Source organism: Streptomyces ardesiacus (genome assembly GCF_003112575.1).
Taxonomy (GTDB): Bacteria; Actinomycetota; Actinomycetes; order Streptomycetales; family Streptomycetaceae; genus Streptomyces; species Streptomyces ardesiacus.
This window is the reverse complement of record NZ_BEWC01000010.1, coordinates 297,418-319,450: the sequence shown is the minus strand read 5'-3', so window position 1 is coordinate 319,450 and position 22,033 is coordinate 297,418. Positions and strand designations below refer to the sequence as shown.

General features: G+C 71.6%; 19 protein-coding genes. 16 read left to right on the top strand and 3 right to left on the bottom strand.

Annotated features, from left to right (window positions below; genetic code table 11):
- Positions 1 to 127: 127 nt before the first annotated feature.
- The 3 genes from Sdi02f_RS31380 to Sdi02f_RS31370 all read right to left on the bottom strand — a co-directional run bounded on the left by Sdi02f_RS31380 (position 128) and on the right by Sdi02f_RS31370 (position 3,391).
- A complete protein-coding gene (locus tag Sdi02f_RS31380; protein ID WP_167458284.1) occupies positions 128 to 1,492 on the bottom strand; it encodes a DUF58 domain-containing protein in 1,365 nt (454 codons plus the stop codon).
- Positions 1,492 to 2,559 carry an AAA family ATPase gene (locus tag Sdi02f_RS31375; RefSeq protein ID WP_372503458.1) on the bottom strand — a complete coding sequence of 356 codons (1,068 nt, stop codon included), beginning with the start codon at positions 2,557 to 2,559 and terminating at the stop codon, positions 1,492 to 1,494. The genes Sdi02f_RS31380 and Sdi02f_RS31375 overlap by 1 nt, the downstream gene beginning before the upstream one ends.
- A gap of 277 nt (positions 2,560 to 2,836) precedes the next feature.
- Entirely contained in the window at positions 2,837 to 3,391 is a 555-nt protein-coding gene (locus Sdi02f_RS31370; protein ID WP_174843421.1) for a beta-class carbonic anhydrase, read from the bottom strand.
- Positions 3,392 to 3,813: 422 nt separating this feature from the next.
- Here Sdi02f_RS31370 and rsmH point away from each other — a divergent pair, with 422 nt between their 5' ends.
- The 16 genes from rsmH to divIVA all read left to right on the top strand — a co-directional run bounded on the left by rsmH (position 3,814) and on the right by divIVA (position 21,757).
- Positions 3,814 to 4,770 carry a 16S rRNA (cytosine(1402)-N(4))-methyltransferase RsmH gene (gene rsmH / locus Sdi02f_RS31365; protein WP_078869484.1) on the top strand — a complete coding sequence of 319 codons (957 nt, stop codon included), beginning with the start codon at positions 3,814 to 3,816 and terminating at the stop codon, positions 4,768 to 4,770.
- A 55-nt stretch (positions 4,771 to 4,825) separates the two neighbouring features.
- Positions 4,826 to 5,365 (top strand): cell division protein FtsL, encoded by a 540-nt coding sequence (ftsL, locus tag Sdi02f_RS31360; protein WP_031083690.1) that lies wholly within the window; start codon positions 4,826 to 4,828, stop codon positions 5,363 to 5,365.
- Positions 5,362 to 7,326: a cell division protein FtsI gene (gene ftsI / locus Sdi02f_RS31355; protein ID WP_030402161.1), complete on the top strand. Its 1,965-nt coding sequence runs from the start codon at positions 5,362 to 5,364 to the stop codon at positions 7,324 to 7,326. Before ftsL ends, ftsI begins: the two co-directional genes overlap by 4 nt.
- 222 nt (positions 7,327 to 7,548) lie before the next feature.
- Positions 7,549 to 9,081 (top strand): UDP-N-acetylmuramoyl-L-alanyl-D-glutamate--2,6-diaminopimelate ligase, encoded by a 1,533-nt coding sequence (locus tag Sdi02f_RS31350; protein ID WP_030402162.1) that lies wholly within the window; start codon positions 7,549 to 7,551, stop codon positions 9,079 to 9,081.
- 37 nt (positions 9,082 to 9,118) lie between these two features.
- Positions 9,119 to 10,534: a UDP-N-acetylmuramoyl-tripeptide--D-alanyl-D-alanine ligase gene (locus Sdi02f_RS31345; protein ID WP_030402163.1), complete on the top strand. Its 1,416-nt coding sequence runs from the start codon at positions 9,119 to 9,121 to the stop codon at positions 10,532 to 10,534.
- Entirely contained in the window at positions 10,534 to 11,625 is a 1,092-nt protein-coding gene (gene mraY / locus Sdi02f_RS31340; protein ID WP_030402164.1) for a phospho-N-acetylmuramoyl-pentapeptide-transferase, read from the top strand. Before Sdi02f_RS31345 ends, mraY begins: the two co-directional genes overlap by 1 nt.
- A gap of 8 nt (positions 11,626 to 11,633) precedes the next feature.
- Complete coding sequence (gene murD / locus Sdi02f_RS31335) at positions 11,634 to 13,049, top strand: UDP-N-acetylmuramoyl-L-alanine--D-glutamate ligase (protein ID WP_107049642.1); 1,416 nt, start codon at positions 11,634 to 11,636, stop codon at positions 13,047 to 13,049.
- 77 nt (positions 13,050 to 13,126) lie between these two features.
- Positions 13,127 to 14,503, top strand: coding sequence for a putative lipid II flippase FtsW (gene ftsW, locus Sdi02f_RS31330; protein WP_108934425.1), 1,377 nt, complete (start codon positions 13,127 to 13,129; stop codon positions 14,501 to 14,503).
- 6 nt (positions 14,504 to 14,509) lie between these two features.
- Positions 14,510 to 15,604: an undecaprenyldiphospho-muramoylpentapeptide beta-N-acetylglucosaminyltransferase gene (murG, locus tag Sdi02f_RS31325; RefSeq protein WP_030402167.1), complete on the top strand. Its 1,095-nt coding sequence runs from the start codon at positions 14,510 to 14,512 to the stop codon at positions 15,602 to 15,604.
- Positions 15,605 to 15,629: 25 nt separating this feature from the next.
- On the top strand, positions 15,630 to 16,424 hold the full coding sequence (gene ftsQ / locus Sdi02f_RS31320) for a cell division protein FtsQ (RefSeq protein WP_108934424.1): 795 nt from the start codon (positions 15,630 to 15,632) through the stop codon (positions 16,422 to 16,424).
- Positions 16,425 to 16,712: 288 nt separating this feature from the next.
- A complete protein-coding gene (gene ftsZ, locus Sdi02f_RS31315) occupies positions 16,713 to 17,915 on the top strand; it encodes a cell division protein FtsZ (RefSeq protein WP_030402169.1) in 1,203 nt (400 codons plus the stop codon).
- Complete coding sequence (gene pgeF / locus Sdi02f_RS31310; protein ID WP_108934423.1) at positions 17,912 to 18,640, top strand: peptidoglycan editing factor PgeF; 729 nt, start codon at positions 17,912 to 17,914, stop codon at positions 18,638 to 18,640. The genes ftsZ and pgeF overlap by 4 nt, the downstream gene beginning before the upstream one ends.
- Positions 18,641 to 18,646: 6 nt before the next feature.
- Positions 18,647 to 19,366, top strand: a complete 720-nt coding sequence (locus tag Sdi02f_RS31305) for a YggS family pyridoxal phosphate-dependent enzyme (RefSeq protein WP_053663021.1) — start codon at positions 18,647 to 18,649, stop codon at positions 19,364 to 19,366.
- 128 nt (positions 19,367 to 19,494) lie between these two features.
- On the top strand, positions 19,495 to 20,136 hold the full coding sequence (locus tag Sdi02f_RS31300; RefSeq protein WP_007448662.1) for a cell division protein SepF: 642 nt from the start codon (positions 19,495 to 19,497) through the stop codon (positions 20,134 to 20,136).
- Between the two features lie 81 nt (positions 20,137 to 20,217).
- Entirely contained in the window at positions 20,218 to 20,502 is a 285-nt protein-coding gene (locus Sdi02f_RS31295) for a YggT family protein (protein WP_030402173.1), read from the top strand.
- A 55-nt stretch (positions 20,503 to 20,557) separates the two neighbouring features.
- On the top strand, positions 20,558 to 21,757 hold the full coding sequence (gene divIVA, locus Sdi02f_RS31290; protein WP_108934422.1) for an apical growth/hyphal branching protein DivIVA: 1,200 nt from the start codon (positions 20,558 to 20,560) through the stop codon (positions 21,755 to 21,757).
- Positions 21,758 to 22,033 lie beyond the last annotated feature (276 nt).

The following is a 22,033-nucleotide window of genomic DNA, read 5'->3' as shown; positions in this document are numbered from 1 at the left end:
GCGCGGGCCGCGATCCGTGCCCGTCCGCCCGCTCCGGCCCGCGGAGCCCGCCCGGCCGCCGCGGGCCAAGGCGCCGGCCGTGCCCGGCCGGTCGCCGGAAGGGGGCGCACCGGCCGCCCCCGCCCGCTCATCGCGCCGCCTTTGCGCCGGCCGGGGACGTCAGGGTGGTGCGCTCGTGGTCGGCCGTGCGCCACAGCTCCTCCACCGAGGCGCCCCGGGGGACGGTCACGGCGGTCCAGCCCGACTCGCGGAGCATGCGCAGCCGTTCCCCGCTCCCCTCCGGGGGACCGGGCACGTCGGCCGGTTCCCGGGACCAGGTCTCGCTGTCCAGGAGGAAGGCGAGGGCGCCGCCGCTGCGCTGCCGCATCTTGGCGGCCACCGCGGCCTGCTCCTCGTCCAGATCGCCGAAGAACGCCACCAGCAGCCCCTCGTTCCCGCCGCGCAGCGTGTCGTAGGCCGCGGACAGGCCCGTGCCGTCGGAGTGGTCGATCACCGCGAGGGTGTCCAGCATCAGACCGGCCGCCTCGGCCGTGCCCTGGCTCACGCCCGCGAAACCGTCGGCGCCCTCGCCCGGCACCGAGTCGCCGGTGTCGGTGAGCAGCCGGACCGAGAAGCCCCGCTCCAGCATGTGCACCAGCACCGACGCCGCGCCCGACACCGCCCACTCGAAGGACGAGTCGGGGCCCGCGCCCTCGAAGGCCACCCCCCGGGTGTCCAGGAGCACCGTGCAGCGGGCCCGCTGTGGCTGCTCCTCGCGGCGCACCATCAGCTCGCCGTACCGCGCGGTGGAGCGCCAGTGCACGCGGCGCAGGTCGTCGCCGTACCGGTATCCGCGCGGGATCACGTCGTCGTCGCCGGCCAGGGCGAGTGAGCGCTGCCTGCCCTCGCCGTACCCCTTCGCCTCGCCGCTCAGCCGCACCGGCGGCAGGGCCTCCACGCGCGGGATCACGGTCAGCGTGTCGTGCGCCGAGAAGGAGCGGGTGAGTTCGCACAGGCCGAAGGGATCGGTCAGGCGCAGTTGCAGCGGCCCCAGCGGGTAGCGGCCGCGCAGGTCGGAACGGACCCGGTAGGACACCTCGCGGCGGCCGCCCGGCTCGACCCGGTCGAGCACGAAGCGGGGACGCGGGCCGAGCACGTAGGGCACCCGGTCCTGGAGCATCAGCAGACCGGTGGGCAGCCGGGAGACGTTGTCGACGCGCAGGTGGACCCGGGCCTCGCTGCCCGCGGGCATCCGCCCGGGGGAGAGCCGGCGACTGCCCGCGACCCGGTAGCGCGTGCGGTGGAGCACCACCACGCAGACCAGGGGCAGCACGCCCAGCAGCAGCCCGACGCGCAGCAGGTCGCTCTGCCCGAGGACGTAGGCGCAGATCGCGGCGGCGATGCCCGCGGCCAGGAAGGACCGCCCGCGGGTGGTCAGACCGGCCAGCGCGGTCCGGATGCCGCCGCCCTCGCCCCGGTCCTCCCCGGCCCCGGCCGTCCCCCCGGCGTCCATCACAGCCTCCGCGGCGGCTGCTGACCGTACGCCGACGCGGCGCGGCCCGCGCCGAGACCCTGCTGGGGCTCCGCCGGCACCGGGGTGCGCTGCAGGATCTCCTGGACGACCTGCTCGGCGGTGCGGCGGTTGAGCTGGGCCTGCGCGGTCGGCAGCAGCCGGTGGGCCAGCACGGCGACCGCGAGGGCCTGCACGTCGTCCGGCAGCGCGTAGTCCCGGCCGCTGAGGGCGGCGGACGCCTTCGCCGCGCGCAGCAGGTGCAGCGTGGCACGCGGCGAGGCACCCAGTCTGAGGTCCGGGTGGGTGCGGGTCGCGGCGACCAGGTCCACCGCGTACCGCCGGATCGGGTCCGCCACGTGGACGCCGCGGACCGCCTCGATCAGCTTCAGGATCTCGTGCGCGTGCGCCACCGGCTGCAGGTCGTCCAGCGGGCTGACCCCGCCGTGCACGTCGAGCATCTGCAGCTCGGCGTCCGGGCTCGGATAGCCGATGGAGACCCGGGCCATGAAACGGTCCCGCTGGGCCTCGGGCAGCGGATAGGTGCCCTCCATCTCGACCGGGTTCTGCGTCGCCACCACCATGAAGGGGCTGGGCAGCTCGTAGGTCTGGCCGTCGATGGTGACCTGGCGTTCCTCCATCGACTCCAGCAGCGCCGACTGCGTCTTCGGCGACGCGCGGTTGATCTCGTCGCCGATCACCACCTGCGCGAAGATCGCGCCGGGCTTGAACTCGAAGTCCCGGCGCTGCTGGTCCCAGATGGACACCCCGGTGATGTCCGAGGGCAGCAGGTCGGGCGTGAACTGGATGCGGCGGACCGAACAGTCGATGGAGCGCGCCAGCGCCTTGGCCAGCATCGTCTTGCCGACGCCCGGGACGTCCTCGATGAGCAGGTGTCCCTCGGCCAGCAGCACCGTCAGCGAGAGCCGTACGACCTCGGGCTTGCCCTCGATCACGTCCTCCACCGAACCGCGGACCCGCTCGACCACGGCGGTCAGATCGTCCCCCACGCTCCCGTACGCCCGCGCGGCGGAACCCTCCCGGCCCACCTGGTCGTCATAGGTCGTCACCCGGCCCTCCTCGGCCTTGCCCCGCACTCCCTGAGCGATGGGGGTACCCCAACTTGCCGGGCCGGCCCCACTGCGCGGACCGGCCCACCCCGAATCACGGACACCGCCCGGAAAAAGTTCCGTGCGACACCACTTCCCGCATTCTTGCCGCCGTTACCGATTCGTGTCACTGCCTGTGGACAACTGGTCGCCACACGTCGGTGCCCAGCACCGATGGGCGCGCGGCCCGCGGGCGCCCGCCCGGCGGGTTCGCCGGAGCGGGCCACCGGGTGACGCGTCAGGCGGGGTCGACCTCGCGCAGCAGGCCCGTCTTGACGTCGAAGACGAAGCCGCGCACGTCCTCGGTGTGCAGCAGGAACGGCGAGGTGCGCACCCGCTCGATCGACTGCCGCACGTCCTGGTCGGCGTCCCGGAAGGACTCCACCGCCCATGCCGGACGCTGGCCGACCTCCAGCTCCAGGTCGTGGCGGAAGTCCTCGGTGATGGACTCCATGCCGCAGTTGGTGTGGTGGATCAGGGCCACGCTGCGGGTGCCGAGCGCACGCTGGCTGATCGTCAGGGAGCGGATCACGTCGTCGGTGACGACGCCGCCCGCGTTGCGGATCGTGTGGCAGTCGCCGAGCTTCAGGCCGAGGGCGGCGTGCAGGTCGAGGCGGGCGTCCATACAGGCCACCACCGCGACGCGCTGGACCGGGCGGGCGTCCATTCCGGGGTCGCTGAACGCCGAGGCGTACCGGGCGTTGGCCTCGACGAGCCGGTCGGTGACGGTGTGGTCGGCCACGGTGGCGGATGCGGAGCCTGCGGGTACCGATGCGGAAGTCGTCATATCCATGACGTTACTGGCCGTTCCCGCCCGTGGCCCGCTGCGAAGCGGGACAAAGAATGGCATCGGAGCCCGCTGTGAGCCAATCCACAGAGTGGTGCGAATGCGGCCGTACGGGTGAAATGCCCGGCCGTGCCGGTTTGCGGACGCCGACGGCCGCGACGCGCAGGCCGGTTGATTGACCGGGCGACACGGTGGACTAAAGTGACGCGAAGCGGGAGGCGAGGATCTCCCTGCTGGACTGAATTCCCCGGAGACCTGGGCGACGTCCCGCCAGATCTCCCCACGTGCGCGGCGCGTACGTACGGCTCGGCCTCCTCCCGCTCCCGGCCGGCCGACGCTTTTGGCGCCGGCAGGCATCCCCTTCAGACGCGAGCGGGAGGGGACCCGGCGGTGCGTGACGCCGTGCCGGACCTGAGAGGCCGCCCCACTTGAGCCAGAGTCGACACGTCCCGGTGATGCTCCAGCGGTGTCTGGACCTGCTGGCGCCCGCCCTCCAGGAGCCGGGGGCCGTGGTCGTCGACTGCACGCTGGGACTCGGCGGGCACAGCGAGGCCCTCCTCGCACGCTTCCCCGAGGCCCGGCTCGTGGCACTCGACCGCGACAAGGAGGCCCTGCGCCTGTCCGGCGAGCGGCTCGCCCCGTACGGCGAGCGCGCCACCCTCGTGCACGCCGTCTACGACGAACTGCCCGACGTGCTCGACCGGCTCGGCCTCCCCCGCGTCCAGGGCGTGCTGTTCGACCTTGGTGTCTCCTCGATGCAGCTGGACGAGGCAGGCCGCGGCTTCGCCTACGCCCAGGACGCCCCGCTCGACATGCGGATGGACCAGAGCACCGGCATGAGCGCGGCCGAGGTCCTCAACACCTACCCGCCCGGCGAACTCGTCCGCATCCTGCGGGCGTACGGCGAGGAGAAGCAGGCCAAGCGGATCGTCTCCGCGATCGTGCGCGAGCGTGAGAAGGAGCCGTTCACCAACAGCGCCCGCCTCGTCGAGCTGATCCGCGCGGCGCTGCCGCAGGCCGCCAAGCGCACCGGCGGCAACCCGGCCAAGCGCACCTTCCAGGCCCTGCGCATCGAGGTCAACGGCGAGCTGTCCGTGCTGGAGCGGGCGATCCCGGCGGCCGTCGAGGCCCTCGCGGTGGGCGGACGGATCGCCGTACTGTCGTACCACTCGCTGGAGGACCGGCTGGTCAAGCAGGTGTTCGCGGCCGGCGCCGCCAACACCGCGCCGCCCGGGCTGCCCGTCGTCCCCGAACGTTACGCGCCGCGCCTCAAGCTGCTGACGCGCGGTGCCGAACTTCCCACCGAGGAGGAGATCGCCGAGAACCGGCGGGCGGCACCGGCACGGCTGCGCGGCGCCGAGCGCATCAGGGAGTCCCTCGGGTGAAACGAGCCAGGCAGGCCCGGCACGGGTGCGGACCACACCCCCTGGGGGAGGGCGAGTGAGCAGGAAGACCACACCCGAGCTGAAGGGCAGAGCGGCCCGCCTCGCCCGGCTGCTGCCGACGGGCAGTGCCCGCGGCCAGGCGGCCCGTGCCCCCTTCGTCCTCCTGGTCGTCGTCCTCCTCGGCGGCGGTCTCATCGGGCTCCTGGTGCTCAACTCCGCCCTGAGCGAGGGCTCCTTCCAACTGGACGACCTGAAGCAGCGCACCAAGGAGCTGACCGACGAGGAACAGGCGCTCCAGCGGGACATCGACGCCTACTCCGCCCCCCAGGCCCTCCAGCGCCGCGCCCGCGAACTGGGCATGGTGCCCGGCGGCGACCCCGCCTTCCTCGGCCCCGACGGGAAGGTCAAGGGATCGCCCAGCCCCGCGCCCGCCGCGGCCACCCCGCTCGTGCTCGCCCCCGAAGCGCTGACCGCGACCTCCGCGGGCCCGTCCGCGGCCACGCCGTCCCCCTACACCGAGCCGTCCGCCCCGGCGGTCCCCGCGTCCCCCACCGCGGCCGCGACGCCCACCCCGACCACGACTGACGGCAGGTGACGGAAGTGTCCGACAGGCAACCGCCGCGCCGCCGGGTGCCCGGACCGGCCAGGCCCGCCCGCCCCGGCGGCGGGCGCCGCCCGGGCCCCGGCGCCCGGCCGGCCCGCAGGCCGGGACCGTCCCGGCCCGCGCCCCGCGCCTTCCGGCTGGGCAGCCCGCGCCCGCGGCTGCGCATGATCGGGCTCGCGCTGACCCTGGTGCTGGCCACGTTCGTCGTACGGCTCCTGCAGGTGCAGGCCGTCGACGCCGGCACGTACTCCGCGAAGGCCGCGCAGAACCGCTACGTCGTGCATACCCTGCCCGCCGAGCGCGGCGGGATCACCGACCGCAACGGCGTCGCCCTCGCGACCACCGTGGACTCCTACGACATCACCGCCGACCCCACGATGTTCACCCGCGAACAGCTCGAGGTCGACGACGGGCCCGAACAGGCGGCGGCGCTGCTCGCGCCGATCCTCGGCCAGAAGCCGGAGGACCTGGCCGAGGTGCTGCGTCCGAAGAACAAGAAACTGCGCTACGTCCGCCTCGCCCGCCGGCAGACCCCCCAGGTCTGGAACCAGATCAAGGACCTGAAGACCGCGCTCACCACCAAGACGGAGACCGACAAGTCCGCGGTCAACGTCCTCGCGGGCGTCTTCGCCGACCCCAGCAGCAAGCGCGTGTACCCGGGCGGCGACCTCGCGGCCGGTGTCCTCGGCTGGGTCGGCGCCGACGGCAAGGGCGGCGGCGGCCTGGAGCGGAAGCTGGACAAGGTGCTGGCCGGCGAGGACGGCAAGATCCGCTACGCGCAGTCCGGCGGGCGCCAGGTGCCCACCGCCGGTTCCACCGAGACGCCCGCCGTGCCCGGCAGCGACGTCGAGCTGACCATCGACCGCGACATCCAGTGGGCCGCGCAGCACGCCATCAGCGAGCAGGTGGAGAAGTCCAAGGCCGACGGCGGCTACGTCATCGTGCAGGACACCACCACCGGCGAGATCCTGGCCATGGCCAACGCGCCGGGCTTCGACCCCGGCGACCTCGCCCACGCCGACCCGGAAGCGCTCGGCAACGCCGCCCTCCAGGACGCCTTCGAGCCGGGCTCCACCGCCAAGGTGCTGTCGATGGCGGCCGTGCTGGAGGAGAACGCCGCCACCCCCGGCACCCACATCACCGTCCCCAACCGGCTCAAGCGCGGCGACCGGCTCTTCAAGGACGACATCGACCACCCGACCTGGTACCTCACGCTCAACGGCGTGCTCGCCAAGTCCAGCAACATCGGCACCATCATGGCCACCGGCGAACTGGGCAAGACCCAGGCCGAGGCCAACAAGGTGCTCTACTCCTACCTGCGCAAGTTCGGCCTCGGCGCCTACAGCGGGCTCGGCTTCCCCGGCGAGACGAAGGGCATCCTCGCGCCGCCCGGCCAGTGGTCGACCTCGCAGCAGTACACGATTCCTTTCGGCCAGGGCGTCTCCGTGAACGCGCTCCAGGCGGCCTCCATCTACTCGACGATCGCCAACGGCGGCGTCCGCATCGACCCCACCCTCGTCCGCGGCACCAAGGGCGCCGACGGACGCTTCACCCCGGCCCCCGAGCCCAAGAAGACCCGGGTGACCAGCGAGAAGACCGCGAAGACCCTCGCGCAGATGCTGGAGTCCGTCGTCGACGACGAGGAGGGCACCGGCACCAAGGCCCGCATCCCCGGCTACCGGGTGGCGGGCAAGACGGGGACGGCCAACCGAGTGGATCCGGCCACCGGCAAGTACCACGGCTACACGTCGTCCTTCGCCGGGTTCGCCCCCGCCGACAAGCCCCGCGTCACCGTCTACTGCGCCATCCAGAACGCCACCGAGGGCAGCTACTTCGGCGGCCAGATCTGCGGACCGATCTACAAGCAGGTCATGGAGTTCGCCCTGAAGACCCTTCAGGTCCCGCCGACCGGGGCCGCGCCCGCGAGGCTCCCGGTGACCTTCAAGCCCTGAGCCCCACCGCCCCCACAGACCCCGAGCCCGTACCGAGCCAGCGCCGTTTCAGTACCGAGCCACCAGGAACCACCCGTGACAACGATCACCCCCGATCCCGGGAACCAGAGCGGCCCCCGGGCCTCTGCCCAGCCCTCGCTTCGCCCCCGGGCGGGTACTCCCGGTACGCTCACCGCCGTGCCACACCCTGATCAGTCCCAAACCACCCAGAAGGGCCACCCCGTGACATACCCGGGACCGCCCCGGCCGGTGCGGATCTCCGCCACCCCCCTCGCGGAACTCGCCGGTCAGTTGGGTGTCACCGCTCCGGACGGCTCCGCCGAGATCACCGGCATCACCCACGACTCGCGCGCCGTCCGCCCCGGTGACCTGTACGCCGCCCTGCCCGGAGCCCGCCTCCACGGTGCCGACTTCGTCACCCAGGCCGCGGGCCTCGGCGCCGCCGCCGTGCTGACCGACCCGGCGGGCGCCGAGCGTGCCGCGGCCGCTGGACTGCCGGCGCTCGTCGTCGACGACCCGCGCGCGCGGATGGGCGAACTGGCGGCCACGATCTACGGCCACCCCGGCCGCGACCTCCTCCAGATCGGCATCACCGGCACCTCCGGCAAGACCACCACGGCCTACCTGGTCGAGGGCGGTCTGCGCACCGCGAAGTCCACCGGACTGATCGGCACGGTCGAGATGCGCATCGGCGACGAGCGCATCAAGTCCGAGCGGACCACGCCCGAGGCCACCGACCTCCAGGCGCTGTTCGCGGTGATGCGCGAGCGCGGCACCGAGGCGGTCGCCATGGAGGTCTCCAGCCACGCCCTGGTGCTCGGCCGTGTCGACGCCTGCGTCTTCGACATCGCGGTCTTCACCAACCTCAGCCCGGAGCACATGGAGTTCCACTCCGGCATGGAGGACTACTTCCAGGCGAAGGCGCAGCTCTTCACGCCGAAGCGCAGCAGGCTTGGCGTGGTCAACGTCGACGACGAGTACGGGCGGCGCCTGGCCAACGAGGCCACCGTCCCGGTCGTCACCTACTCCGCCGAGGGCCACCCGGACGCCGACTGGCGCGCCGACGAGGTCGAGGTCGGGCCGCTGGACTCCACGTTCACCGTGCTCGGGCCGAAGGGCGAGCGGATCACCGCGAAGTCGCCGCTGGCGGGACCGTTCAACGTGGCGAACACCCTCGCCGCGATCGTCGCCCTCGCCGCCGCCGGGCTCGACCCGCAGGCCGCCGCCGACGGCGTCGCCGCCGTACCGGGTGTGCCGGGACGCCTGGAGCGGGTGGACGAGGGCCAGCCCTTCTTCGCGGTGGTCGACTACGCCCACAAGACGGACGCCGTCGAGTCGGTGCTGCGGGCCCTGCGCAAGGTCACCGAGGGCAGGCTGCACGCCGTGCTCGGCTGCGGCGGCGACCGGGACACCACCAAGCGGGAGCCGATGGGCGCCGCCGTGGCCCGGTTCGCCGACACCGCCGTACTGACCTCCGACAACCCCCGCTCCGAGGACCCGCTCGCCATCCTCGCCACCATGCTCCAGGGCGCGGCCTCCGTGCCCGCGCACGAGCGCGGCGAGGTGCAGGTCTTCGAGGACCGGGCCGCCGCGATCGCCGCCGCCGTCGCCCGGGCCGAGCCCGGCGACACCGTGCTGGTGGCGGGCAAGGGCCACGAGCAGGGCCAGGACATCGCCGGCGTCGTCCGTCCCTTCGACGACCGCCAGGTGCTGCGCGAAGCCATCCAGAAGATCCAGGGACGAGATCCCGAATGATCCAGCCGATCCTGATTCTGATCCAGGGGACGAACTTGTGATCACCCTCTCACTCGCCGAGATCGCAGAAGTCGTCGGCGGGCGGATGCACGACATACCGGACGCGTCCGCCGAGGTCACCGGGCCGGTCGTCCGGGACTCCCGGGAAGCGGGGCCGGGCAGCCTCTTCGTCGCCTTCGTCGGCGAACGGGTGGACGGCCACGACTTCGCCGCGCAGGTCGTCGAAGCGGGAGCCGCGGCCGTCCTCGGCTCCCGCCCCGTCGGCGTGCCCGCGATCGTCGTCGACGACGTCCAGGCCGCCCTCGGTGCCCTCGCCCGGCACGTCGTGCGCCGCCTCGGCACCACCCTCGTGGCCCTCACCGGGTCGGCGGGCAAGACCAGCACCAAGGACCTGATCGCCCAGGTCCTGCGCCGCAAGGCGCCCACGGTGTTCACGCCCGGTTCCATGAACAACGAGGTCGGGCTGCCGCTCACCGCGCTCACCGCCACCGACGAGACGAAGTTCCTCGTCCTGGAGATGGGCGCCCGCGGCATCGGCCACATCCGGTACCTGTGCGAACTGACCCCGCCCAGGATCGGCCTCGTCCTGAACGTCGGCTCCGCGCACATCGGCGAGTTCGGCGGCCGGGAGCAGATCGCCCAGGCCAAGGGCGAACTCGTCGAGGCGCTGCCGCCGGCCGAGGAGGGGGGCACCGCGGTCCTCAACGCGGACGACCCCCTCGTACGGGCCATGGCCTCCCGAACGAAGGCGAAGGTGATCCTTTTCGGAGAGTCCGACGAAGCGGACGTTCGCGCCGAGAACGTGCGACTCACGGACACCGGACAGCCTTCCTTCAGCCTTCACACACCCTCCGGTGCAAGCGATGTGACCATGCGCCTGTACGGTGAGCACCACGTGTCGAACGCGCTCGCCGCGGCCGCCGTCGCCCACGAGTTGGGCATGTCCGCAGACGAGATCGCCACCGCGCTCTCCGAGGCGGGCTCCCTCTCCCGCTGGCGGATGGAGGTCACCGAGCGCCCGGACGGCGTGACGGTCGTCAACGACGCCTACAACGCGAACCCCGAGTCCATGAAGGCAGCGCTGCGTGCGCTCGTCGCCATGGGAAAGGGGCGCCGTACGTGGGCGGTGCTCGGCAAGATGGCCGAGCTCGGGGACGAGGCGCTCGCCGAGCACGACGCGGTCGGACGGCTCGCCGTCCGGCTCAACGTCAGCAAGCTCGTCGCGGTCGGGGGCAGGGAAGCCCAATGGCTGCAACTGGGCGCATATAACGAGGGTTCGTGGGGTGAGGAGTCGGTGCACGTGTCCGACGCACAGGCGGCGGTCGACCTGTTGCGCAGCGAGTTGCGCCCGGGGGACGTCGTGCTCGTGAAGGCGTCCCGTTCGGTGGGTCTGGAGGGCGTCGCCTCGGCGCTGCTCGAGACCGGCACCGAGGGTGAGGTCGCCGCCCGATGATGAAGCAGATCCTGTTCGCAGGAGTCATTGGCCTCTTCCTGACGCTGGTCGGCACCCCGCTGCTGATCAAGCTCCTGGCCCGCAAGGGCTACGGCCAGTACATCCGGGACGACGGACCGCGCGAGCACGCCAGCAAGCGCGGTACGCCGACCATGGGTGGTATCGCCTTCATCCTGGCGACGGTCGCCGCGTACTTCCTCGCCAAGGGCATCACCGGCTACCTGGACCCCGACATCGACGCGGGACCGACCTTCTCCGGTCTGCTGGTGCTCGGTCTGATGGTGGGCATGGGCCTGGTCGGCTTCCTCGACGACTACATCAAGATCGTCAAGAGGCGTTCGCTGGGCCTGCGGGCCAAGGCGAAGATGGCCGGCCAGCTCATCGTCGGCATCGCCTTCGCCGTGCTCTCGCTGCAGTTCGCGGACAACCGGGGCAACACCCCGGCCTCCACCAAGCTGTCGTTCATCACCGACTTCGGCTGGACCATCGGCCCGGTGCTGTTCGTCATCTGGGCGCTGTTCATGATCCTCGCGATGTCGAACGGCGTGAACCTCACCGACGGCCTGGACGGCCTGGCCACCGGCGCCTCCGTCCTGGTCTTCGGCGCCTACACCTTCATCGGCGTCTGGCAGTTCCAGGAGTCCTGCGCCAACGCGCTGACCCTGACCAACCCGGGCGCCTGCTACGAGGTGAGAGACCCCCTGGACCTCGCGGTGGTCGCCTCCGCCCTGATGGGCTCCTGCCTCGGCTTCCTGTGGTGGAACACCTCGCCGGCCAAGATCTTCATGGGCGACACCGGGTCGCTCGCGCTCGGCGGTGTGCTCGCGGGTCTGGCGATCTGCTCGCGCACCGAACTGCTGATGGCCATCCTCGGCGGCCTGTTCGTCCTGATCACCATGTCGGTGGTCATCCAGGTCGGTTCCTTCCGCCTCACCGGCAAGCGGGTCTTCCGGATGGCGCCACTCCAGCACCACTTCGAACTCAAAGGCTGGTCCGAGGTCCTTGTCGTGGTCCGTTTCTGGATCATCCAGGGCATCTGTGTGATCGTCGGACTCGGCCTCTTCTACGCGGGATGGGCAGCGGACAAGTGACCTCCTCGGTGCCTTCGGAATTCACCGGCAAGCACGTCACCGTCGCCGGACTCGGCGTCTCCGGCGTCCCGGCCGCCAAGGTCCTGCACGGGCTCGGCGCGCGCGTCACCGTCGTCAACGACGGCGACGACGAACGCGCCCGCACGCAGGCGGCGGAGCTGGAGGCGCTCGGCGTCACCGTGCGCCTCGGCGACGGGGACACCCTGCCCGAGGGCACCGAGCTGATCGTCACCGCACCCGGCTGGAAGCCGACCAAGCCCCTGTTCACGGCGGCCGCCGAGGCCGGCGTCCCGGTCTGGGGCGACGTCGAACTGGCCTGGCGGCTGCGCGGCCTGGACGGCAGGAAGCCCGCGCCGTGGCTTGCCGTCACCGGCACCAACGGCAAGACCACCACCGTCCAGATGCTCGCGTCGATCCTGAAGGCCGCAGGACTGCGCACCGCCGCCGTCGGCAACATCGGCGTCTCCCTGCTCGACGCGGTCACCGGCGACACCGAGTACGACGTCCTGGCCGTGGAGCTGTCCAGCTACCAGCTCCACTGGGCGCCCTCCCTGCGCGCCCACTCCGCCGCCGTGCTCAACCTCGCCCCGGACCACCTCGACTGGCACGGCTCCATGGAGGCCTACGCCGCCGACAAGGGCCGCATCTACGAGGGCAATCGCGTGGCCTGCGTCTACAACGTCGCCGACCGGGCGACCGAGGACCTGGTCCGCGCGGCCGACGTGGAGGAGGGCTGCCGGGCGGTCGGCTTCACCCTGGGTACCCCCGGCCCCTCCCAACTCGGCGTCGTGGAGGGCCTCCTGGTCGACCGCGCCTTCGTCGAGGACCGGCACAAGAACGCCCAGGAACTCGCCGAGGTCGCGGACGTCAACCCGCCGGCCCCGCACAACGTCGCCAACGCCCTTGCCGCCGCGGGCCTCGCCCGCGCCTTCGGCGTCCCGGCCGCCGCCGTGCGCGACGGGCTGCGCGCCTTCACACCCGACGCCCACCGCATCGCGCACGTCGCCGACGTGGACGGCGTGGCCTACGTGGACGACTCCAAGGCCACCAACACCCACGCCACCGAGGCCTCCTTGGCGGCGTACGAGTCGATCGTGTGGATCGCCGGCGGGCTGGCCAAGGGCGCGACCTTCGACGAACTGGTCACGGGCGCGGCCAAGCGGCTGCGCGGCGTCGTGCTCATCGGCGCCGACCGCGCCCTGATCCGCGAAGCCCTGGCGCGACACGCCCCCGAAGTACCCGTGGTCGACCTCGACCGGACCGACACTGGTGCGATGCTCCAGGCCGTCCAGGAGGCGCGGCGGCTCGCCCGGCCCGGTGACACGGTGCTGCTGGCCCCGGCCTGTGCCTCCATGGACATGTTCACCAACTACAACCAGCGCGGTGACGCGTTCGCGCAGGCCGTTCGCGAACTCGGCGCCTGACCCGGCCGCGCTCCCGCGCCGGGTGAACTCGGGAGGACGCGTGGGACGGTCCGTGCCGACGTACAGCGGAGGCAGCGATGCCCGGTAGTCCCCAGAGCCGCACCGGGCGTCCGCCCCTACAGCGGGCGGCCGTCGGGCGGCCCGGCACGCCGGGGCCGCCGCCGCACGAGAACCCGCTGCTCCGCCTGTACCTGCGCCTGCGCCGCGCCTGGGACCGGCCGCTGACCGCGTACTACCTGATCTGCGGCGGCAGCGCGCTGATCACGGTGCTCGGCCTGGTGATGGTCTACTCGGCCTCCCAGATCACCGCGCTCCAGCTCTCGCTGCCCGGCTCGTACTTCTTCCGCAAGCAGGCCCTCGCGGCACTGATCGGCGCGGGGCTGCTGGTGGCCGCCATGAAGATGCCGGTGAAGCTGCACCGCGCGCTCGCCTATCCGATCCTCGCCGGTGCCGTCTTCCTGATGATCCTGGTCCAGGTGCCGGGGATAGGAGTCGCGGTCAACGGCAACCAGAACTGGATCTCGCTGGGCGGCTCCTTCCAGATCCAGCCCAGCGAGTTCGGCAAGCTGGCCCTGGTGCTGTGGGGCGCGGACCTGCTCGCCCGCAAGCACGGCAAGAAGCTGCTGACGCAGTGGAAGCACATGCTGGTGCCGCTGGTGCCGGCCGCGTTCATGCTGCTCGGACTCATCATGATCGGCGGCGACATGGGGACCGCGATCATCCTGACGGCGATCCTGTTCGGCATGCTGTGGCTGGTCGGCGCGCCCACCCGGCTGTTCGCGGGCGTGCTGTCGATCGCCCTGGTGCTCGGCTTCATCCTCATCAAGTCCAGCCCCAACCGCATGGCCCGGCTCAACTGCCTCGGAGCCACCGACCCCGGCCCCGGCGACTCCTGCTGGCAGGCCGTGCACGGGATCTACGCCCTCGCCTCGGGCGGACTGTTCGGTTCCGGGCTCGGTGCCAGTGTGGAGAAATGGGGCCAACTCCCCGAAGCGCACACCGACTTCATCTTCGCCGTCACCGGTGAGGAACTGGGCCTGGCGGGGACGCTGTCGGTGCTCGCCCTCTTCGCGGCTCTAGGCTATGCGGGTATCCGCGTGGCCGGACGCACGGAGGACCCCTTCGTGAGGTATGCCGCGGGAGGCGTGACCACCTGGATCACGGCCCAGGCCGTGATCAACATCGGTGCGGTCCTCGGACTGCTGCCGATCGCCGGTGTCCCGCTCCCGCTGTTCTCCTACGGGGGTTCCGCCCTGTTGCCGACCATGTTCGCCATCGGTCTGCTGATCGCCTTCGCGCGTGACGAACCCGGTGCGCGGGCGGCGCTTGCGTTGCGGCAACCTCGCTTTGGTAGAAAGCGGGGAGCCAGGGGACCCGCGGCCAAGCGGAGCCCCCGGAGTTGGAACACGATGCGACGGCGCGCCTCGGCGGCGCGCTCGTCCGGAGAGCGGTGAATTTCGGTGCATGTCGTACTCGCCGGCGGAGGAACCGCGGGCCACATCGAGCCCGCGCTCGCCCTCGCGGACGCCCTGCGCAGGCAGGATCCGACCGTGGGGATCACGGCCCTGGGCACGGAACGCGGCCTGGAGACCCGCCTGGTGCCCGAGCGCGGTTACGAGCTGGCGCTGATCCCGGCCGTACCGCTGCCCCGCAAGCCCACCCCCGAGCTGATCACCGTCCCGGGCCGGCTGCGCGGCACCATCAAGGCGACCGAACAGATCCTGGAGCGCACCAAGGCGGACGCGGTCGTCGGCTTCGGCGGCTACGTCGCCCTGCCCGGCTACCTCGCGGCCAAGCGGCTCGGCGTGCCGATCGTCGTCCACGAGGCCAATGCCCGCCCGGGCCTGGCCAACAAGATCGGCTCGCGCTACGCCGCCCAGGTCGCCGTCTCCACCCCGGACAGCAAGCTGCGCAACTCCCGCTACATCGGCATCCCGCTGCGCCGCGCCGTGGCCACCCTCGACCGCGCCGCCGCGCGTCCCGAGGCCCGCGCGATGTTCGGGCTCGACCCCAATCTGCCGACGCTGCTGGTCTCCGGCGGTTCGCAGGGCGCCCGGCGGCTCAACGAGGTGGTGCAGCAGGTCGCGCCGTGGCTCCAGCAGGCCGGCATCCAGATCCTGCACGCGGTGGGGCCCAAGAACGAACTGCCGCAGGTCCACCAGATGCCGGGGATGCCCCCGTACATCCCGGTAAGTTATCTGGACCGGATGGACCTCGCGTACGCCGCCGCGGACATGATGCTCTGCCGCGCGGGCGCGATGACCGTCGCCGAACTCTCCGCCGTCGGGCTCCCGGCCGCCTACGTCCCGCTGCCCATCGGCAACGGCGAACAGCGGCTCAACGCCCAGCCGGTGGTCAAGGCCGGCGGCGGACTGCTGGTCGACGACGCGGAACTGACGCCCGAGTGGGTCCAGCAGAACGTCCTGCCCGTGCTGGCCGACCCGCACCGGCTGTACGAGATGTCCCGCGCCGCCGCCGAGTTCGGCCGCCGGGACGCCGACGACCTGCTCGTCGGCATGGTGTACGAGGCGATCGCCGCCCGTGCGCACCGCTAGACACGTCTGACGGAAGGCAGGGAGTGTGGCCGGAACGACCACCGCCGAGCACGGTGCACGCCAGCAGGAGTCGTCCGGCCCGCCCCGCGCGCGCCGGTTCCGCCCGCCCCGTCTTCGTACGATCATCATCCTCGCCGTCGCGCTCGTCCTGGTCACGGGCGGAACCCTCTGGGTCCTCTACGGCTCCAACTGGACGCGTCTGGAAGACGTCTCGGTCTCCGGGACCCGCGTCCTGACGCCCGAGCAGGTGCGCGAGGCCGCCGACGTACCGGTCGGGGACCCGCTGGTCTCGGTCGACACGGACGCGGTCGAGGAAAGACTCCGCCGGAAATTGCCCCGCATTGACGAGGTCCGGGTGGAGCGTTCCTGGCCGCACGGAATCGGGCTGAAAGTGACGGAGCGTACTCCGGTCCTGATTGTGCAAAAGGGCGGAAAGTTCGTGGAAGTGGACGATGAGGGCGTCCGTTTCGCCACGGTTTCCCGTGCTCCGAAAGGCGTGCCCGAGCTCGAATTGGCACCCGCGCGTTCCGGTTCCGCCGGCGCGAGCCTGCGCCGCTTCGGCGACGACCGCCTGGTGCGCGAGGCGGTACGGGTGGCCGGCCGGCTCCCGGACAAGGTCGCCCGGGACACACGGCTCGTCAAGGTCCGTTCCTACGACGACATCTCGCTGGAGCTGAGCGGGGAGCGGACCGTGTCGTGGGGGAGTGGTGAGCAGGGTGTGAGCAAGGCCCGCGCGCTCACCGCGCTCATGAAAGCGACGCCCGACGCACGGCACTTCGACGTCAGTGTTCCCACCGCCCCGGCGTCATCGGGGAGTTGACGGGTATACGCGCAGGCCAGCACCCTGGTTGGGCAGCGCTACGGCTGATCACATAGGGTGAAAAGAAAAACGGGAGGTTCGGCGTGTTCGTTGAACGTGCGCCACTTGTCGACTTAGTGTCCTGTTCGGAAGAGTCCAAGGAACAGACACACTGGTAACCCTAAACTTCAGCGTTAGGGTTCGGGTCGGCGCTACGGACCGTCCCAATCGGCATCAGTCGTCGGGTCGCGGGGGCATCAGTGCTTCGGCGGTCGGGCGACACGTAACTCGAGGCGAGAGGCCTTCGACGTGGCAGCACCGCAGAACTACCTCGCAGTCATCAAAGTCATCGGTGTCGGCGGCGGTGGTGTCAATGCCATCAACCGGATGATCGAGGTCGGTCTCAAGGGCGTCGAGTTCATCGCCATCAACACCGACGCACAGGCGCTGTTGATGAGCGACGCCGACGTCAAGCTCGACGTCGGCCGCGAACTCACCCGCGGACTCGGCGCCGGAGCCAACCCGGCCGTCGGCCGCAAGGCCGCCGAGGACCACCGCGAGGAGATCGAGGAGGTCCTCAAGGGGGCCGACATGGTCTTCGTGACAGCCGGTGAAGGCGGCGGCACCGGCACCGGCGGCGCACCCGTCGTGGCCAACATCGCCCGCTCCCTGGGCGCCCTGACCATCGGCGTGGTCACCCGCCCGTTCACCTTCGAGGGGCGGCGCCGGGCCAACCAGGCCGAGGACGGCATCGCCGAACTCCGCGAAGAGGTCGACACCCTCATCGTCATCCCCAACGACCGGCTGCTGTCCATCTCGGACCGCCAGGTCAGCGTGCTCGACGCGTTCAAGTCCGCCGATCAGGTGCTGCTCTCCGGTGTGCAGGGCATCACCGACCTCATCACCACGCCCGGCCTGATCAACCTGGACTTCGCCGACGTCAAGTCGGTCATGTCCGAGGCAGGTTCGGCCCTCATGGGAATCGGCTCGGCCCGCGGCGACGACCGCGCGGTGGCCGCGGCCGAGATGGCCATCTCCTCCCCGCTGCTCGAGGCGTCCATCGACGGCGCCCGCGGCGTGCTGCTCTCCATCTCCGGCGGCTCCGACCTCGGCCTCTTCGAGATCAACGAGGCCGCCCAGCTGGTCAGCGAGGCGGCCCACCCCGAGGCGAACATCATCTTCGGCGCGGTCATCGACGACGCCCTCGGCGACGAGGTGCGGGTCACCGTGATCGCGGCCGGCTTCGACGGGGGCCAGCCCCCGTCCAAGCGGGACAACGTCCTCGGGTCCGCCTCGGCCAAGCGCGAGGAGCCCGCTCCGGCCCGGCAGCCCGAGAGCCGCCCGTCCTTCGGCTCGCTCGGCAGCGTGAAGCCGAAGGAGGAGCCGGAGCCCGCCCCCGCGCCGGAGCCGGTGAGCGACCTGCCGCCGGTCTCCGCGCCGCCGGTCCCGCCGTCCCGCACCTACTCGGACAGCGCGGCCGAGGAACTGGACGTGCCGGACTTCCTGAAGTGATAGGACAGCGCGACACCGTGAACGGCGCGCACTTCGGCTTCACCGACCGGTGGGGCGGAGTGAGCGCCGTTCCGTACGAGGAGCTCAACCTCGGCGGCGCGGTCGGCGACGACCCCGCCGCCGTCACGGCCAACCGGGAGCTGGCGGCCAAGTCGCTGGGCGCCGACCCGGCCCGGGTGGTCTGGATGAACCAGGTGCACGGCGCCGACGTCGCCGTGGTCGACGCGCCCTGGGGGGACCGCCCGGTCCCGCGGGTCGACGCCGCCGTCACCGCCGAACGCGGCCTCGCCCTCGCCGTCCTCACCGCCGACTGCGTGCCGGTTCTGCTCGCCGACCCGGTCGCCGGCGTCGCCGCCGCGGCCCACGCGGGCCGGCCCGGACTCGTCGCCGGGGTCGTCCCCGCCGCCGTGAGGGCCATGACCGGACTCGGCGCGGACCCCGCCCGGATCGTCGCCCGTACCGGGCCCGCCGTGTGCGGCCGGTGCTACGAGGTGCCCGAGGAGATGCGCGCCGACGTGGCCGCCGTCGAGCCGGCCGCGTACGCCGAGACCAGTTGGGGCACTCCGGCGCTCGACGTGAGCGCCGGAGTGCACGCCCAGCTCGAACGCCTCGGAGTGCGCGACCGGACGCAGTCGCCGGTGTGCACCCGGGAGTCGAAGGACCACTTCTCGTACCGACGCGACCGCACCACCGGGCGGCTCGCGGGCTATGTCTGGCTGGACTGATGGGGCATGACGGACCGTAAGCACGAACTCGCCGCGAATCTGGCGAAAGTGGAAGAGCGCATCGCCGCCGCGTGCGCGGCCGCGGGCCGCCCGCGCGAGGACGTGACCCTCATCGTGGTCACCAAGACCTACCCGGCGGACGATGTGCGCATTCTCTCGGAACTCGGGGTGCGGCACGTCGCGGAGAACCGCGACCAGGACGCCGCGCCCAAGGCCGCCGCCTGTTCGGATCTGCCGCTTTCGTGGCACTTTGTCGGTCAGTTGCAGACCAACAAGGTCCGCTCCGTGGTCGGTTACGCGGATGTCGTGCAGTCGGTGGACCGGGCCCGGCTCGTCACCGCCCTGTCGAAGGAGGCCGTGCGCGCCGGGCGCGAGGTGGGCTGCCTCCTCCAGGTGGCCCTCGACGCGGGAGAGAGCGGGCGGGGGGAGCGCGGCGGCGTCGCGCCCTCCGGAATCGAAGAGTTGGCCGACCTGGTCGCCGGATCGGACGGGCTGAGGTTCGACGGCCTGATGACCGTCGCCCCGCTCACCGGCGAGTACGCGGGGCGCCAACAGGCGGCGTTCGAGCACCTCATGGATTTGTCGACCTGCGTGCGCCGAGCCCATCCGGCTGCGAACATGGTCTCCGCGGGGATGAGTGCGGACCTCGAGCAGGCCGTGGCCGCCGGAGCGACACATGTACGCGTCGGCACTGCGGTACTCGGAGTCCGACCCGTGCTCGGGTAACGTCGCCAAGAAGTCGGACCACAGCAGAAAATATGGTCATTACCGCCGAAAGGCGGACGCAACGACCTCGTGGATCGCAGGCACTTGGAGTCGTCGGCAGATCCACCACAGAGCGGAGGACTCAGAGCATGGCCGGCGCGATGCGCAAGATGGCGGTCTACCTCGGCCTCGTGGAGGACGATGGGTACGACGGCAGGGGGTTCGACCCCGACGACGACTTCGAACCCGAACTGGACCCGGAACCCGAGCGGGACCACCGGCGCCACGAACCGGCGCACCAGTCACACGGTTCACACCAGCCCCAAAGGGACGAAGAGGTACGAGTCGTACAACCGCCCGCGCAGCGCGAGCCGATGCCCCGTTCCGCTTCGCTCGCGGCGGAATCGAGTCGTCCGGCGCGTATCGCGCCCGTGGCGTCCATCACACAAGAACGCGCAAGCCTGGAAAAGAGCGCACCGGTCATCATGCCCAAGGTCGTGTCCGAACGAGAGCCCTACCGGATCACCACACTTCACCCCCGGACCTACAACGAGGCCCGTACCATCGGGGAACACTTCCGTGAGGGCACTCCGGTGATCATGAATCTCACTGAGATGGATGACACAGATGCGAAGCGACTTGTCGACTTTGCGGCCGGTTTGGTGTTTGGTCTTCACGGCAGTATCGAGCGGGTGACGCAGAAGGTGTTCCTGCTGTCTCCTGCTAACGTCGATGTCACGGCGGAGGACAAGGCCCGCATCGCAGAGGGCGGGTTCTTCAACCAGAGCTGAGACGTACCACCGGCAGAGAGCAAGAACCCGGGCCCGGCACAGGGTTCGACACATGGTTCAGGGGAGAGGGAAGCACAGGTCATGAGCGTGGTCCTGGATGTCGTCTACATCGCGCTGATGTGCTTCCTCATCGTGCTCATCTTCCGGTTGGTCATGGACTACGTCTTCCAGTTCGCCCGCTCGTGGCAACCCGGCAAGGCGATGGTGGTCCTCCTGGAGGCCACCTACACTGTCACCGATCCACCGCTGAAGCTTCTGCGGCGGTTCATTCCGCCGCTGCGTCTCGGGGGCGTGGCGCTCGACCTGTCCTTCTTCGTACTGATGATCATCGTCTACATCCTGATCTCGATCGTGAGCCGGCTGTGATCGATGAGAGAGATACGGGCTTGCCGAATGCCGACGACAACGTTGAGGTGAAGAGATGCCGTTGACCCCCGAGGACGTGCGGAACAAGCAGTTCACGACCGTCCGCCTCCGAGAAGGCTATGACGAGGACGAGGTCGATGCCTTCCTCGACGAGGTCGAAGCCGAACTGACCCGACTGCTCCGCGAGAACGAGGACCTGCGCGCCAAGCTGGCCGCGGCGACCCGCGCGGCCGCGCAGAACCAGCAGAACATGCGCAAGCCTCCGGAACCGCCGCAGGACCAGCAGCAGCACCAGCAGCAGGGTCCGCCGCAGCAGGGCGGCATGCCCCAGCAGGGCGGCATGCCCCAGCAGGGCATGCGAGGTCCCGGCGCTCCGGTGCCCGCCGGCATATCGGGCCCGCCGCAGCAGCAGATGGGTGGCCCCATGGGTGGCCCGCCCCAGCTGCCGAGCGGTGCTCCGCAACTGCCCGCCGGCCCCGGCGGACAGGGTGGCCCGCAGGGGCCCGGCCCGATGGGCCAGGGTCCGGGGCCGATGGGCCAGGGCCCGGGTCCGATGCAGGGCCAGATGGGTCCCGGTCCGATGGGCGGCCCCATGGGCGGCCCGCAGGGTCCCGGCGGTCCCGGTGGCCCCGGCATGCCCGGTCAGGGCGGCCCCGGCGGCGACAGCGCCGCGCGTGTCCTCTCGCTGGCCCAGCAGACCGCCGACCAGGCGATCGCCGAGGCCCGTTCCGAGGCCAACAAGATCGTCGGCGAGGCGCGTTCGCGTGCCGAGGGTCTGGAGCGCGACGCCCGTGCCAAGGCGGACGCCCTGGAGCGGGACGCGCAGGAGAAGCACCGCGTCGCGATGGGCTCCCTGGAGTCCGCCCGCGCCACGCTGGAGCGCAAGGTCGAGGACCTGCGCGGCTTCGAGCGCGAGTACCGCACGCGGCTGAAGTCCTACCTGGAGTCGCAGCTCCGCCAGTTGGAGACCCAGGCGGACGACTCGCTCGCCCCGCCGCGCACGCCCGCGACGGCCTCTCTGCCGCCGTCCCCGGCGCCCTCCATGGCACCGGCCGGCGCGAGTGCCCCGTCCTACGGCGGCAACCAGTCGATGGGCAGCGGTCCGAGCCAGTCCGGTCCGTCCTACGGCGGGCAGCAGCAGATGTCGCCCGCGATGACCCAGCCGATGGCCCCGGTGCGGCCGCAGGGGCCGTCGCCGATGGGGCAGGCGCCTTCGCCCATGCGGGGGTTCCTGATCGACGAGGACGACAACTGACGGGCTGACGAACGGTAGTACGGCGTAGCCGTCGGCAGCGTTCAGGGCGGGCCCCGGGTTTCTGACCCGGGGCCCGCCCTTTTGTTGTTGTGCGGGGTTCAGCCGCGGGGTGTGGGTGCGGGCGCGGGGGTGGGGGTGCTGCCCGGCGTTGCGGGGTGCCTCCCCCACGCTCGGCTCCGCTCGAGCGGGAGGTGCCCCACCGCCCATCCGTGCCGCCCCAGCGGCACGACTGCCCGCAGCTGCGCGGCGCACGGCTGCCGGCAGCCAAGCGGCGGT